The following is a 16,260-nucleotide window of genomic DNA, read 5'->3' on the forward strand; positions in this document are numbered from 1 at the left end:
GTGCCGCGCGTTCCGTCCTGCGCTTTCGCCTCAACGGTATGGAGCCCGAGCATTAACTTCAAATGCATGTTGAGAACGTCTAGGATTACTCACATGCAATTGGATTTGAACCTGCTCACCGCGCTCGACGCACTGCTGGAGGAGGGGAGTGTGGCCGGGGCGGCCGCGCGCCTGCACGTCACCGCCCCCGCGATGAGCCGGAGTCTGGGCCGGATCCGGCACACGACCGGAGATCAGATCCTGGTGCGCACCGGCCGCACGATGACCCCGACGCCGTATGCGATCGCCGTCCGGGCACAGGTGCACGAGCTGCTGCACCAGGTCCAGGGGGTACTGGCACCGAGCCGTGAACTCGATCTGGCGACGTTGGAACGCACTTTCACGCTTCGCTGGCACGATTCCCTGGTCGCCCTGAGCGGACCCGCGCTGCTCGCGTCCGTACGCGGACAGGCGCCGGGCGTACGGTTGCGCTTCATCGCGGAATCCAGCGTCGACACACCCGGGTTGCGACGCGGGGAGGTTGACCTGGAGGCGAACGCCAACCGCCCGAGCGCACCGGACATCCATGCCGAGAACGTGGGCGAGACCCGCCTCGTCATCATCGTGAGGCGAGGACACCCGCTCACCCGCGACGGGGCCCTCACCGCAAAGCGGTACGCCGCAGCTGACCACGTCACCGTCTCGCGACGTGGAAACCTCGGCAACGCCCTCGACGACGCCCTCGCACGGCTCAGCCTCAGTCGCCGCGTGGTGGCGACCGCGCCAACGGAAGCGGCCGCGTTGGCGTTCGCGCGCGACTCCGATCTGGTGATCAGCGTCCCCGAAGCCACCACCCGCTCCGCAGTCGCCGACCTCGGCCTGGTCGTGCTCCCCCTGCCGCTCGAACTGCCTTCGGCGCCGATATACCTGTCGTGGCATCAGCGCTATGACACCGACACCGCGCACGCCTGGCTGCGCGGGCTGGCGCGAGACGCGCTGACCCTGCGCGGAACGTCGTAGACGGCGCGGTTCGGCCTGGCGGCAAGTGCGGCACGTGCGGCGTCAAGACTCTCGCCCGCGAAGCCGGCATCGACCGCACTGCCTTCCACGGCGCCCGCCCCCCTGTCCACCTCCGCGAAGAGTTCGAACACCGTTTGCAGTCCGCCCATGCCACCCATGCCACCCACGCCGCCCACAAGGAGTTCTCATGTTCGAAAACATCCAGGGCGTTCCTCCAGAGCGTGCCGCACGACTCGCCTACCTGGTTGAGCAGTGCGAGCCGTTGCTGGACCAAGACGAGGCCGCGGAACATGTCCAGCGGCTGCTGCGGGACCTCGGGGCTGGGGTCATGGACTCGATCGTGGTCACCCGAGAACTGATGGAAGTCGGCCTCGGGGAAGCAAGGGAGATCGTGCTGGCGAGTGCCGCGCGGACCACCGAGCCGCGGACTCGTCAGCAACTCGTGGACGTGACGGAGCGAGCGAAGGACGTTGCCGACGGCCTCCTGCGGCTGCCCCGGACCCGAGGAGCCACCAGGATCGTCGCCATCGACGGCACAGGAGGATCAGGCAAGACCACGTTGGCTGCCGCGGCGGCCGGACACCTCGACGGGGCCGTCATCGTCCACGTCGACGACTTCTACCGCCCCATGCCCGACCGCGAGCGAGAGCAACTCGATGCGGAACAGGGCTACCACCGCTACTTCGACTGGGAGCGCCTCCGGGACCAGGTCCTGATCCCGCTGCGGGACGACCAGACCGCCCGTTTCCAGATCTACGACTGGACCACCGGACAACTCGGGGCCTGGCGCGAGATCGCCCCCGGAACCATGGTGATCGTCGAAGGGGTCTACACCGCCCGCCCGGAGCTGGCCCCCTACTACCACTTCACCGTCTACGTCGACACCCCGCGAAGCGTCTGCCTACGGCGTGTGCGAGCACGTGGCGAGAACTCCGAGGAGTGGATCGAACGTTGGCGTGCCGCCGAGGACTACTACCTGCACACCACATGGCCCCAGACCAGAGCCAAGCTGCTCGTCAGGGGCTACTGAAGCGGCAAGGGCGCGTGATCCCTCCTCCCCCGCCGTCAGACCGACCACTGCCCAGCCACGGCCCACCCCCCGCCCGGCCGGGGGTACGCCGCCGAGGCGCGGCCGGTACCCGCGAATACCGTTCGGCGCCGGCCCGGTCCCCGGCGTCCGGATACCCCTCGGCCCGCCGGTCGCCCGGAGCCGGTATCCGGCGGCGAGCCGCCGGGCCCGGTCCGCCGGATCCTTCGTCCGGTCCTCGTGAGGAGGCTCGTCAGCTCCTGAGGTGCGTCCAGGCCGATGATCCGCCGAAGATCCGGTCCAACGCCCGGTCGGGCATCAGCCTGGACAGCACGCGGCTGCCCGCTGCGTCCCGGCCGACGGTGTAGCGGGTTTTGGGCCGCTGGGCGACCAGTGCGCGGAAGATCACCCGGGCGACATCGTCGGGCGTCGTACGGCTGGCCCCGGCCGAGGTCTCGTTGTCCTTCATGAACTGCTGGAACGGGTGGCGGTAGAGCTCCTGGACCGGCCCCGGGACGCTGTCCAGTACCCGGTTGCCCTCGTCTGCCATCTTGCTCCAGAGCGGGGTCAGGACAGCACCCGGCTGAATCACCACGACGGGGATCCCCTGCGGAGCGAGTTCGCGGCGCAGCGTGTCGCTCATCGCCTCCTTGGCGAACTGAGAGGCGGCGTAGGCACCGAGGAAGGGGAGGGCGACGTTCCCGAGGCCGGAGGAAATGTTGACGATCCGCCCGGCGCCGACCCGCAGCAGCGGCAGGAACCCCTGGGTCACCTGCAACTGACCGATCACATTGATGTCGAGCTGCCGGTGCATCAGCTCCATCGACACGCACTCCAGTGGAGCCGTGACCGCGATGCCCGCGTTGTTGACCAGACCCCACAGCCCTGCCGCACCGGTCAGCTCGGTGACCTCGTGCACGACCGCCTGGACCGACTTCTCGTCCGTCACGTCCATGATCACCGGGGTCAGCCGTCCGGTGGCGGCTCGTTGCAGCCGTTCTCCGTCCTCTGGCCGGCGGACTCCGGCGATGACGTGGAAGCCGACCCGGGACATGTGCAGCGCGCAGGCTTCCCCCAGTCCGGACGAGGTTCCGGTGATGAGCACGGACCGGCCTGCGGGTGACATCGGACCCGACGATTTCGACACTTGTTCACTCCAGTTCAGGGCTTGGAGGCAGACAGGATCGCGCCGGCCGTCCGTCGGCGAGTCGCTGTGTCTGCCTCGCCGTGATAACCCCCATGACAACCGAACGGTTTCGGCTCTCTCCGACTGTAGTCGGCACGGGTTGTTCCTCAGCCGAAGGCGCCGTCGGAAAGGCTCGGAATTGCGGCGCGTACGTCCTGTCGAGCGGGCCGGGCACGCCGGCCCGCCGCAGCGAATGCGTTCCACCGGCGAGCGCGTCCGAATGGATGAAAAGGAAGAAGAGGAACCTTTCCTCAAGTGGTTCTACTTCACGGGTCAAGAGATGATGATCACGACCTTCCCCCTTCGTCCTCAAGGAGGACACGTGACCGCTGCGGCGCCGGACGTCATCACCGTCAAGCTCGAACGCACTTTCGAGACCATGGATGCCAACCAGGACGGCTACCTGGACTGGACGGACTATCAGAAGCTCGCCGACCGCTACATCAAGGCGTACAAGCTCAGCAAGGACGACCGCCGGGCCAGGGCGCTCCAGACCTTCTGCCAGATCTACTGGCTGGAGCTCCTCCGTCACGCGGGCGTCGACGGGGACCGGCTCACGAAGGACCAGTTCATCACGGCCAACCGCCTCGCGGTGATCGACACCAGCCGGCTCAACGTGACCGAGGGCGGTGGCCACGCGATCTTCGACGTCATCGACGTCGACGGCGACAACGAGATCAGCAAGGACGAGTTCGCACGGTTCCTGAGGGACGTGTGGAAGAGCGACGCGCCCGACGCGATGGACATGTTCACCAAGCTGGACACCGACGGAGACGGCTCGATCTCGCGCCACGAGTTCATCCGCGCGGTGCGCGAGCACTTCCTCTCGAACGACCCGGAGGCCCCGGGCAGCCTGTTCTTCGGGCGCGTGTGAGCGGATCCGCTTGAGCTGGTACTGCAATCGCGTTCCCGGAAAGTGCGGTTGCAGTACCGCCCTTGGAATCCAGTAGCGACATCCCCGAAGCGCTTCCTCAAGAGAATTCCGCGCGAGCGGACTCAACCGCTCTGCCTTTACTCATTGCACATGTCCTCCCCCTACTTCGTTGCAGGAGTTTTCGCGTCGGCCGGCCGGCCTCGTCCTCGACCCCGGCGAACGACTCGACGATCCGTGAAAGGCCACTTCATGCTGACGCAAAACCCCCCCACCTCCGGCGAAGTGGGAACCTTCTACAACCGCCACACGGATGTGTACGACCACGCGCTCGGCGGAAACATCCACGTCGGCTACTGGGACGACGAAGCGGACGACAGCCCCATGCAGGTGGCGACCGACCGGCTGACGGACCTCGTCGCCGAACGCCTCGCCCCCGAGGACGGCCAGCACCTGCTCGACGTGGGCTGTGGACATGGGAGTACGGCGCTGCGCATCGTCGCGCACCACGCCGTGCGGATCACCGGTGTCAGTGTCAGCGACTACCAGGTCGAACTGGCCAACAGCCGGCCGCAGCCGCCGGACCTTCGCGGCCAGGCCACGTTCCAGTTGGCCGATGCCATGGAACTGTCCTTCCCGGACGCGTCGTTCGACGGTGCGTACGCCATCGAGTCCTTGATGCACATGAAGGACAAGGTGGCGGCCATCGGCCACATCGCGCGGGTTCTGCGTCCTGGTGGGCGGCTGGTCATCGCCGAGCACAGCCTCGAAGGCGAGCTCACTGCCCCGGACACCGCGCGCATGGCCGACGCGTACGCGTTCTTCAAGTTCTCGCTGAGCACCGACGGATACCGGAAGCTGCTGCGGGAGGCCGGCCTGGAGGTGGTGGACTACACCGACACCACCGAGAACGTCCGGCGCTGCTACGACAGCATGGTCGACGGCTGGCGGAAGGCCGCACGTGATCTCGACGGCCAGGAGGCGCGCGAAATGGAAACCGCGGCCGACCTCGGCGAGTGGTTCTTCGGTGCGGTACCCCAGCTGCGGTACGGACTCCTGACCGCCCTTCGCCCTTGAGTCCCGACTGGCGCCTCCGAGGTCGTACGCCCATGTCCTCCCTGTCCTCCCTGTCCTCCCGGAGCAGCTGCCCCTACCGCTTGGACGGCGGCGCCGCGGACATCCACGGCGAAGCCGCGGCGCTGCGTGCGCTGGGGCCCGCCACCCGGGTCGAGCTGCCCGGTGGCGTACCGGCATGGTCGGTCACCGACCCGGGCCTCGTCCGGCGGCTGTTGATCCACCCCCGCGTCTCCAAGGACGCCCACCGGCACTGGCCCGCCTTCGTGGACGGTGACCTTCCCGCCGACTGGCCGCTGCGGATCTGGGTCGACATCCGCACCGTCCAGACCGCCTACGGGCCCGACCACAGCCGAATGCGCCATCCCTTGGTCCCCGCGTTCGCCGCCCGCCGCGTACGGGCGCTCGCACCGTGGATCGAGAAGACCACCGCCGTGCTGCTGGACGATCTCGCGGACGCGGCTGCCACCGCTCCCGGCGGAGTGGTGGACCTGCGCGAGCACTTCGCCTCGCGGCTGCCTTGGCTGACGGTCACCACACTGGTCGGCCTGCCGGAGGCGATGCACGACAGGTTCCAGACCGTCAACGACACGGTCTTCACCACGGATCTGAGTGCCGAGCAGGCCGACGCCACAGCGGCCGAGGCCGCGCGGCTCCTCGCGGACCTACTCGTGATCAAGACCGAGCGTCCCGGCGACGACATCGCCAGTGCCCTGGTCGACGCCCACCGCCAGGGCCGTCTCAATGAGCAGGAGCTGGCCGACAACATCTGGATGGTGCTCGGCGCCGGCTACGGGACCACGGCGAACCTGCTCGACCACGCCGTGGTCAACCTGCTCACGCGCCCGGCCCAGCTGGACCTGGCCTTGTCGGGCCGGGTCGGCTGGGACCAGGTCGTGGAGGAAACCCTGCGCCACCAGGCTCCGGTGGCCAACTTCATGATGCGCTTCCCCACCGAGGACCTGTACGACGAAGCGACCGGGCTGACGTTCTCGCGGGGCGAGGCCCTCGTCATCAACTACGCCGCGGTCGGCCGCGACCCCGGGGTCCACGGCGAAGACGCCGACCTCTTCGACATCACCCGCGCCACCGCCCGTGAACACCTGGCGTTCAGCCACGGCCCGACCTACTGCCTGGGCGCCGAACTCGCCCGACTCGAAGGCCGCATCGGGTTGTCCGCGCTCTTCTCCCGGTTCCCCGCCCTAGAACTGGCCGTCGGACCCGACTGTCTGTCTCCGCTGCCTTCCCTCATTTTCAACGGGCACCGAGAGATCCCTGTACGGCTCGAAGGAAACCCCAACAGTTGAACATGAACCACCACATGCCGTACCCCTTGACGGCGTATCAGCGTGACGTATGGTCCGTCGGCTCCCAGGCTCCGGAGTCACCACAGTTCAACTGCGTTCTCCACGAGCGTCTGGACGGGGGCGTCGACCACGAGCGGCTCGCCGTCTGCGCGGAGCGCGTACTGCACCGCCATGAGGCGTTCCGGCTGCGGCTCGCCGAGCGCGCCGGCGTCCCCTTCCAACGGGTGGCCGAGGACCGTGTTCCCGTCCCGGTGATCGACCTCTCCCACGAGCCCGTGCCGGACGCCGCCTGCGCGGAGTGGATGCGCAGATCCATGGCCGGCGCCCTGCCACTCGGCAGCGGCCCCCTCGTGGAAGCCGCGCTCCTCCTGGAGAGCCCCGATGTCACGCATCTGCACGTCAAGGCGCACCACATCGTCGCCGACGGTTGGACGCTCGACCGGCTGAGCCACGAGATCCTCCAGGAATACGCCCGGATGCCGCAGGGCGATCCGCAGGCGAGCGCCCGGGCAACACCTTCCTACCTGGCGTTCGTCGAGGAGGACGCCGCCTACCGCAGCGGGACGGACGGCGACCGCGACCGGGCGTTCTACCGCGAGTACCTCGGTGGCGTGGCACCCGCGCTCTTCACCCGTGGGAAAGACGGCGGTCCGGGCGGCCGCGGCCGTCACTCGTTCGTCATCGACGGTGCCCTCATCGGCCGGGTCCGCGCCGCGGGCTACTGGCCGTTCACGTACGTCGCGGCCATGTTCGGTGCGTACCTGACACGCCTGCACAGGAGCGAGGAGGTGGTCCTCGGCGTCCCCTTCCTCAACCGTCCGACGGAGCGGCACCGGGACGTGCTCGGTCAGTTCGCCAACACCCTGCCGCTACGGGTCGCGGCTCCCGGCACGCTGACCGTTCGCGAACTGCTCACCGCGGTCCAGGGCACGACGCGCGCACTCCGGCGTCATGAGCGACTCGCTCTCGGAGACATCCTGCGGGAAGGGCCCACGGCGCCGCGGGGCCCACGGCAACTCTTCGACGTGACGCTCTCCTACCTGAACTGGTCCCGGCCGGAGGTCCCGGGAGTGGTGCGGCGGGGCACCCTGATGGCTCCCTCGCACGACCAGGACGCACTGGGCGTCCTGGTGTCCGCCTTCGACGACACGACCGAGGTCCGTGTCGACCTGGACTACGCCCGTGACGTCTTCGACGAGGACCTTCCCATCGCCTCCGTGGCGGGTCACCTCACGACGCTCCTGGAGCACGGTCTGGACCTGTTGGACCGGCCCGTGTCCGACGTCCCCATGCTCTCCCCCGCCGAGTACCAGGACCTCACCGCCGGGCGTGCCCTCGGCCGGCAGGTGCCCTACGCGGATCAGGCCACCCTCCACGGACTGTTCGAGGCGCAGGCCGCCCGGCGGCCGGACCGGACCGCCGTCATCGCGGCGGCCGGGGACGCGCTGACCTACGCCGAACTCGACGAGCGGGCCAACCGGGTCGCGCGTGCCCTGCGCGCGGAGGGAGTCGGACCGGACGACCGCGTCGCGGTGATGATGGAGCGGGGGCCGGGGCTGCTGGTCGCGCTGCTCGGCGTCCTGAAGTCCGGCGGCGCCTACGTACCGGTGGACCCCGGCTACCCGGCCGAGCGGGTGCGGTTCCTGCTGCGCGACAGCCGCGCCAAGGTGGTGATCGTCGATGACGACGCTCCCGCCGGCCTTCCCGGGGATACGGCGGTGCGGCGCGTCGGCGGCCTGCTGACCGGCAGCGGTGCCCCGGTCGAGCCGCTCGCCACCTCCCGTGACGTCGCGTACGTCATCTACACCTCCGGCTCGACCGGACAGCCCAAGGGCGTCATGGTCGAGCACCACAGCGTGGTGAACCGCCTCGCGTGGATGCAGCGCAGCTACCCGCTCGGAGAACGGGACGTCCTCCTGCAGAAGACGCCGGTTTCCTTCGACGTCTCCGTATGGGAGTTGTTCTGGTGGGCCGTCGAGGGCGCGGCCGTGGCCCTGCTGCCGCCCGGCGGCCAGAAGGACCCGCGCGAGGTCCTGCGGGCGATCGGCGAGCACCGGGTCACCGCCGTGCACTTCGTACCCTCCATGCTCGGTCCGTTCCTCGACCTGCTGGAGGAGGATTCGGCGCCGGCCCGCGAGGCCGTCCGGACCCTGCGGCATGTCTTCTGCAGCGGTGAGGCCCTGCCCGTGGCCCGGGTGGAGCAGTTCAACCGCCTGGTCGAGCGCTGCCTTCGTGAGAGCGGCGCGGAGCGGCCCGTACGGCTCGTGAACCTGTACGGCCCGACCGAGGCCACGGTCGACGTCTCGTCCTACGAGTGCCCGGACGACCCCGCCCACACCATCGCGCGGGTGCCCATCGGCCGACCGATCGACAACGTCAGGCTGTACGTGCTGGGCGCCGACGACCTGCCGCAACCCGTCGGTGTCGCCGGGGAGCTGTGCATCGGCGGGGTCGGCGTCGCCCGCGGGTATCTCGACCGCCCGGAGTTGACCGCCGAGAAGTTCGCCGCCGACCCGTTCGTACCGGGCGGTCGGCTCTACCGCAGCGGGGACCTGGCGCGGTGGCTCGCCGACGGCACCCTGGAGTACCTCGGACGGATCGACGGCCAGGTCAAGATCCGGGGCAACCGCGTCGAACCCGACGAGGTGGCCGCCGCCCTGCGTGCCGTCCCCGGCGTACGGGACGCCATCGTGGTGGGCCGTACCACCCCCGACCGGGGAGCCGTCCTGGCCGGCTACTACGTCGCCGAGGCGCCGATCGACACGGCGCTGTTGCGCGAACGGCTCGGTCAGACGCTGCCGGCGTTCATGGTTCCGGCTTCCTTCACCCGGATCGACAGCGTTCCGCTGACCGCCAACGGCAAGGCCGACCACGACGCGCTGCCACCACCGCACGACGCCCCGGAGGCCATCGCGGGCGGGCAGCCGCGCAACCGGGCCGAGACCGTACTGGCCGAGGTCTGGGCCCGTGTCCTGGGCCATGGTGTCGTAGGGATCCACGACGACTACGCCGCGCTCGGCGGCGACTCGATCACGATGCTCAAGGTGCGTGCCGAGGCGGAGGCCCGGGGCCTGCGCTTCTCGCTCACCGACCTCCTGCGCAACCCGACGGTGGCCGGCCTCGCCCCGTGCACCGAGGAGTGCGACGCGTCCGGGACCGCGGCCGCCCCCGCCCCGTTCGCCCTGGTGGCCGATGTCGACCGGGGCCGCCTGCGGGATGCCGAGGACGCCTACCCGCTGACCCGGATCCAGCTCGGCCTGCTGTACCACAGCCGCAGGCACGAAACGTCGGCCAGGTACCGGGACGTCTTCCGGTACACGCTGGAGATGCCCTGGGACGAGGAGCAGTTCCGTCGTGCCTTCGACCGGCTGACGGCGCGGCATCCGGCGCTGCGCACGGCCTTCGAGCTGGCAGGCGCGGAACCGCTGCAGGTCGTTCACCCCAGGGTGCGAGGCGGCCTGGAGGTCGTCGATCTGCGTCCGCTCGACAGCGCGGCGGCCGAGGCCGAGGTACGCGCGCACGTAGAGGCACGCCGCCTCCACCCCTACGTGTTCGAGCGGCCGCCGCTGTATCTGTTCCGCGCCCATGTGCGGCCCGCCACCGTCGATCTGGTCCTCAGCTTCCATCACGCGCTCCTCGACGGCGGCAGCGTCGCCACCCTCCTCCAGGAGCTGCTCCAGGACTACGCCCACGGCCTCGGCCTGGACATCGGCCCCGTCGAGGACACGGTGCCTCCGTCACCGGCGGCCCACGTACGGCTGGAGCGGAGCGCCCTGCGTTCCCAGGAGGCCGGGCGCTACTGGCGGGAAAAGCTGGCCGGCTGCGGCCCTCTGCCCATCGAGGCGTTCTCGCCCCACCTGCCCGGTACCGTCCACCGGCCGGCCTCGCGCCGGGTCGACCTGCCCGGACCGCTCGTCGAGCGGGTCCGGCGCCGGGCGTCCGAGCACTCCCTTCCCGTGAAGTCCGTACTCTTCGCGGCCCACGCCCTGACGCTGGCCATGCTCGCCGGCACCCGTGAGGTGACCACCGGCCTGATCACCCACGTCCGGCCCGAACTGGCCGGAGCCGAGCGCAGCGCCGGGCTTTTCCTGAACACCGTGCCCGTGCGCCTGGACACCGCACGGGACAGCTGGCTGGAGGTGGCGCGCGAAGGCTTCCGCCAGGAGCAGGACGGCCATCCCCACCGCCGCTACCCGCTGAGCGCCATCCAGGAGGATCGCGGTGGAGCCGTCCTGGACACGGCCTTCAACTACGTGCACTTCCACCAGCTCTCCCATGTCCTCGGGCTCCCCGGTCTGCGGCTCAAGGAGTTCCGCAGCTGGGAGGAGAACGACTTCCGGCTCATGGTGAACGCCGTCACCGAACCGGACGGCTCCGGCATGTGGCTGCGGATCGACTGCGACGGTGCGTCGTTCTCGGCGGAGCAGGGCGACCTCTTCGCGGCCGGCTACCTGAGCATCCTGCGCCGCATCGTGGAACAGCCGCACGAAGCGGCCGACTTCGCGTTCCTCGCCCCCCGTCCCGTCCCGGCCGCGCCCGCGCAGTGCCCCACGGTCGTGACGCGCTTCGTCGAACAGGCCGCGCGCACCCCGGACGCGATCGCCGTGGTGATGGGCGAGGAGCGGTGGAGCTACGCCCGGCTCGCCGAGGCCGTTGAGAACGTGGCGGGGCGCCTCGGCGCGCTCGGCGCCCCGGCGAACGCCCGGATCGGGATCGCGATGAACCGGTCCCCGCTGACCATGGCGGTGCTGCTGGGTGTCATGCGGGCCGGTTGCGCGGTCGTCCCGATGGACGTCAGCTACCCCCCGTCCCGGCTGGCCACGATGGTCGAGCAGGCCCGGCCCTTCCGCGTCGTGGCCGAAGTCGCGTACGCCCACCTCGCCGGTGACCCGGAGCTGCTGCTGCCCGCCGAGTCGGTGGCCGCGCCGGGGCCGGTGTGCCGGGCGAGGGGCGGGACGGACGGGGAGAGCACCGCGTACGTCCTCTTCACCTCGGGCTCCACCGGGACCCCCAAGGGCGTCGCGATGCCGCACCGTACCCTGGCCGCCCTGGTGGCCTGGCAGGCCGGGGCGCCCAGCGCGGCGCCGGGCGGGGTGACGCTGCAGTACGCACCGTTGAGCTTCGACATCTCCTTCCAGGAGATCTTCTCCACGCTGTCCTTCGGCGGCACCCTGTGCCTGGTCGGCGACGCGGAGCGGCGCGACATGGCCGCGCTGCTGCGCCTGCTCGACCACGAGCGCGTGGAGCAGGCCTTCCTCCCCCCGGTGGCCCTTCACCAACTGGCCGAAGCCGCTGGCACGCTGGGCATCACCCCGAGGGCGCTGCGGGTGGTGATCACCTGCGGTGAGCAGTTGCGCGTCACTCCCGAGATCCGCGCGCTGTGCGCCAGAATCCCGGGAGCGGTGCTGGAGAACCAGTACGGTCCGACGGAGACCCACGTGGTCACCGCGTACACCATGACCGGTGACCCCGCGGCCTTCCCCGCGCTGCCGCCGATCGGCCGCGCCATCGACGGGGCCGAGGTGCACGTCCTGGACAAGCGGATGCGTCCGGTGCCGGTCGGGGCGCGGGGCGACGTCTACCTGGGCGGCGGCTGCCTGGCCGACGGCTACGAGGGGCGCCCGGACCTGACCAAGGAGCGTTTCGTCCCCCATCCCTTCGCGGACGGAGACCACAGGCTCTACTACACCGGCGACGTCGGCATGGTGCTTCCCGGTGGAGACGTGGTCTTCCTCGGACGCGACGACGCACAGGTCAAGGTACGGGGCTTTCGCGTGGAGCCGGCCGAGGTGGAACTGGCCGTCACCGGCCTGGCCGAGGGTTGTCCGGGCCTGCGTGACGCCGCGGTCGTGGCGCGCCGGCGCTCGGACGGCGAGGTGTTCCTCGCCGCCTTCCTCCTCGGCGAGGGCACGGACGAGGACCTGGTCGGGGTCCGTGAGCGGTTGCGCGCCACCTTGCCCGACTACATGGTCCCCTCGCACCTGCAATGGGTCGCCCAGTGGCCTCTGACCCCCAGTGGCAAACGCGACGACGCCGCACTGCGCGGTGCCCCGCTGGCCTCCCCCGGCCGCGCACCGGCCGCCGCGCCGCGCGACGCCTACGAGCGGACGCTGACCGAGATGCTGGCGGACGTCCTGTGCCTGGACTCGGTGGGAGCGCACGACAGCCTCTTCGACCTCGGCGGCACCTCTTTGACCGCGATGCGGCTGGTGGTCCGGATCGAACAGCGCTACCGGGTGCACATCCCCCTGTCGGAGTTCATCGCGACACCCACCCCCGCCGGACTCGCGGCCCGGCTGCGCGAGGGCGGGGCGCGAGCCGCGTTCGACCCCTTGGTCCCGATCCGCCCGCAGGGCACTCGCCCGCCGCTGTTCATGGTCCACCCGATGGGCGGCAACGTGCTCTGCTACGTCGGGTTCGCCCGGCATCTCCCGGACGACCAGCCTCTGTACGCGCTCCAGGCTGCCGGAGCGGAGCCCGGCACCACAGCGCTGTGCACGGTGGAGGACCTGGCGGACAGCTACCTCACCGCGCTGCGGACGGCCCAGCCACACGGCCCTTATACGATCGGCGGATGGTCCTTCGGCGGCTTCGTCGCCTTCGAGATCGCCCGTCGGCTGCGGGCGGCGGGCGAGCGGGCCGCCCTGCTGGTGCTGGACACCACCGCCCTGGACCAGGGGCCGCGCGTCGCGCACGACGACGGCCTGCTGGATTGGTTCTTCCACGAGTTGCTCTGGCCGCGGGACGGCGGCGCCTCACCCGCACGGGGTCTCCCTGACGGACTGGGCTCGCCGGAGGAGAAGTTCGCGTTCATGGCCCGCGTCGCGAGCGAGCGCGGCGTCCTGCCGGCCGGCAGCTCGGGGGCCGTCATCCGCCGCCTCTTCGGCGTCTACCGGGCGAACTGGCGGGCGACGCTGGCCTACCGGCCCCCGCGCGAGGACCAGGACCTCACGCTGATCCGCGCCGCTGAGCCACTGCCCGTCGCGCTGTCCGCCATGCACCGTGCCGCCCGAACCCGTCATCAGGACCCTTGCAACGGATGGAGCGCCATGACCAGCGGGCGGATCCGGATCATCCGTGTCGCCGGGGACCACCTGACGATCATGGAAGATCCGCATGTGGCCCGCCTGGCGGGTACCGTCGCGGAGCTGATCAGCACCGGCTTCGCCCGAACCGGCCGGGAGGGCTGACGTCATGCCATCGGAACGGCGTATGAAAGCCCTGGTCATCGGTGCCGGCATCGGCGGCCTGACGTGTGCGGTCGCACTGCGGCGCGTCGGTGTCGACGTCGAGGTGTACGAACGCGCCACCGAGCTGCGCGACGTCGGCTCCGGTCTGTCGGTCATGAGCAACGCGGTCACCGCCCTGGCCGGTTTCGGCATCGACCTGGGACTGGACAAGCGCGGTCAGGCCGTGGAGTCGTTCAGGATCATGGACCGGCGCGGCCGGCGGATCAGAGACCTCCCGTTCCAGGACGCCCGCGGCCAGCTGGGCGTGCCGAGCTACTGCCTCAGCCGCGCGGACCTCCAGGAGGCTCTGCTGGCGGAGATCGGGGACTGCCCGGTCCACCTGGGGTCGACCGCCATCGGCTTCGAGACCGTCGGCGTGGGGGTCACCGCCCGCTTCGAGGGCGGCCGTTCGGCGAGCGGCGACATCCTGGTCGGCGCCGACGGCTTCAACTCGTCCGTACGGCGTCACCTCGTCGGCCCCGAGCAGGCCAAGGACAGCGGCTACCTCTTCCGGCTCGGCATCGTCCCCTTCCGGCACCGGCGCCTCACCACGGGCGCGGTGCGCCACTACTGGGGCAGCGGACAACGTTTCGGCCTCATCGACATCGGAAAGGGCCGCTGCTACTGGTGGGCGGCCATGAGCACGCCCGAGGACACACCCGCAGACACACCCGGGGACACGCCCGCACCGAGCCGCGTCAAGGAACTCCTCCGACTGGCATACGAGGACTGGGCCGAGGAGGTGCGGGCCGTGATCGACGCCACCCCGCAGGCGGACATCCTCACCGTGCCGTCGCGGGACCGGGCCTTCCTGGAACGGTGGGGCGACGGCCCCGTCACCCTGCTCGGCGACGCCGCCCACCCCATGCTGACCACCCTCGCCCAGGGAGCCGGCATGGCCATGGAGGACGCCGTCGTACTGGCACGGACGCTGGCCGAGCCGATGACGGGCGACGACCCGGCGCGGGCTCTGCGGGCCTACGAGGAGCGGCGCCGCGACCGCACCAGGGCGATGGTGGCCGGTTCCCGCCGGATGAGCGAACTGACCCAGGGGGCCACCCCCCGAAGTCGCCTGGCCCGTAACGCCTACTTCCGCTTGGTACCCCGTCGCGTCCTCGTCCGGCAGACCGCCCAGGCCCTTACCTATCCGGACGATCCGGCCACCGGATCCGGCAGCGTCCAGCGCGAGCTGAGCCCCTTGGAGCGCCTGTACTGGATCGCGGACCGGACCTCACCCCTCAACGTCATCGCCCGCGCCCGGGTCCACGGACACCTGCCCCCGTCGCTGCACCGCCGCGCACTGGACATCCTCCAGCTCCGGCACCCCCTGCTGCGCGTCGCGATCACCGACGACGGCACCGGAGCACACCCCGCCTTCGTCCCGTTGGACGCGCGTCAGATCCCGCTGAGGCACGTCCACGTACCGCCGGACGACCCCATGGCCGACGCGCGGTGGGAGCGCGAGGTGAACGACCGGGAGCTCGTGGAAAGTGTGGACTGGCGCGCCGGTCCGCTGCTGCGCGCGGTGGTGATCACCTCCGAAGGAACAGCCGGCGAGAACGCCGGGGACGTCCATGACCTGCTGCTGACGGCCTCGCACATCATCGCCGACGGCAAGACGTGCCTGTCCCTGGTCCGGGAGTGGATCGGCCTGACCGCACAACTGGACCGCGGCACGCAGCCTCGGGTCACCCCGCGACGGGCACTGCCCGCGACGGACGACCTGCTCCCCCGTCGCCACCGTGGCGCCGCGGGTGTCGCCGGGTTCAAGGCCCTGATGCGACGGGAGGAGCAGGCGGCCCGACGGCACCCCGCGCAGCGGGTCGTCCCCAGCCACCAGGTGCCGTTCGAGCAGCGGCGCACCCAGATGGTGCACAGGTTCCTGCCCGCCGAGCAGTTGGATCTGCTGGTGGCCGCGGCCAAACGGCACGGCACCACGGTCCACGGCGTGCTGGCCGCCGCGATGGTGACGGCGGTCGCCCGGGACGCGGGGGCCTCGACGACGGCACACTTCTCGATCGGCTCGCCGGTCGACTTCCGCGATGATCTCGAACCGGCCGTGTCACCCGACGAGGCCGGCACCTACGTGGCCACGGTTCCCTCCCGCGTCCGCTATGAGCCCGGCGGACCGCTGTGGCTGATGGCCCGGGCCATCAGCCAGGACCTGGTGAGGCGCCGGAGGCGCCAGGAGCACCTGTCCACGATCAGCCTGCCGCGCTGGGCAGGACCGAAGTCACTGGCGGACAGCGAGTCGTTCATGCGGTTCATGGACGAGGAGGGGCCGATCAACCTGTGCCTGTCCAACGTCGGCCGCTACGAGTTCCCCGATCACGCGGGCTCGTGGCGGGTCGGCGAGGCCCAGTTCCTCACGGGAGTCTCGGTGATGGGCTCCATCGTGGCGACCGCGACCACCAGTCACACCCAACTCGCCTGGAACTTCAGCTACGTCGAGGGACTCGTCCCGGAGCCGCGCGCACGACGCATCGCTGACGACTCCGTCCGCACCGTGCTGTCCGTCCTCACCGAGTGACCGGCCGATCGAGCCGAGTGCGTGCCGGATCTCACGG

Annotated in this window: 8 protein-coding genes; 7 read left to right on the forward strand and 1 reads right to left on the reverse strand. The window is 70.5% G+C overall.

The features are described 5' to 3' along the window. Positions 1-93 precede the first annotated feature (93 nt). Entirely contained in the window at positions 94-999 is a 906-nt protein-coding gene (locus tag EES41_RS01625) for a LysR family transcriptional regulator (protein ID WP_123074972.1), read from the forward strand. Between the two features lie 187 nt (positions 1,000-1,186). Then, positions 1,187-2,029: a uridine kinase gene (locus EES41_RS01630; protein WP_123074974.1), complete on the forward strand. Its 843-nt coding sequence runs from the start codon at positions 1,187-1,189 to the stop codon at positions 2,027-2,029. 250 nt (positions 2,030-2,279) lie between these two features. Here the strand turns inward: EES41_RS01630 and EES41_RS01635 are convergent, their stop codons facing one another. Continuing rightward, a complete protein-coding gene (locus tag EES41_RS01635; protein WP_164495696.1) occupies positions 2,280-3,152 on the reverse strand; it encodes an SDR family oxidoreductase in 873 nt (290 codons plus the stop codon). Positions 3,153-3,534: 382 nt separating this feature from the next. Here EES41_RS01635 and EES41_RS01640 point away from each other — a divergent pair, with 382 nt between their 5' ends. From EES41_RS01640 to EES41_RS01660, 5 genes are all read left to right on the forward strand, one after another. Then, positions 3,535-4,086, forward strand: a complete 552-nt coding sequence (locus tag EES41_RS01640) for an EF-hand domain-containing protein (RefSeq protein WP_123074976.1) — start codon at positions 3,535-3,537, stop codon at positions 4,084-4,086. Between the two features lie 249 nt (positions 4,087-4,335). Beyond that, positions 4,336-5,160 carry a methyltransferase domain-containing protein gene (locus EES41_RS01645; RefSeq protein WP_164495697.1) on the forward strand — a complete coding sequence of 275 codons (825 nt, stop codon included), beginning with the start codon at positions 4,336-4,338 and terminating at the stop codon, positions 5,158-5,160. A 32-nt stretch (positions 5,161-5,192) separates the two neighbouring features. Further along, positions 5,193-6,464 (forward strand): cytochrome P450, encoded by a 1,272-nt coding sequence (locus EES41_RS01650; protein ID WP_367995759.1) that lies wholly within the window; start codon positions 5,193-5,195, stop codon positions 6,462-6,464. 14 nt (positions 6,465-6,478) lie between these two features. Continuing rightward, the gene (locus tag EES41_RS01655) at positions 6,479-13,654 is read left to right on the forward strand and encodes a non-ribosomal peptide synthetase (RefSeq protein WP_123082187.1); all 7,176 of its coding nucleotides are present in this window, start codon (positions 6,479-6,481) and stop codon (positions 13,652-13,654) included. Positions 13,655-13,676: 22 nt separating this feature from the next. Continuing rightward, on the forward strand, positions 13,677-16,223 hold the full coding sequence (locus tag EES41_RS01660) for an FAD-dependent monooxygenase (protein ID WP_123074980.1): 2,547 nt from the start codon (positions 13,677-13,679) through the stop codon (positions 16,221-16,223). The last annotated feature ends 37 nt before the right edge of the window (positions 16,224-16,260 follow it).

Origin of the sequence: Streptomyces sp. ADI95-16 (assembly GCF_003721495.1) — a bacterium.
In the GTDB taxonomy this organism is placed as follows: Bacteria; Actinomycetota; Actinomycetes; order Streptomycetales; family Streptomycetaceae; genus Streptomyces; species Streptomyces goshikiensis.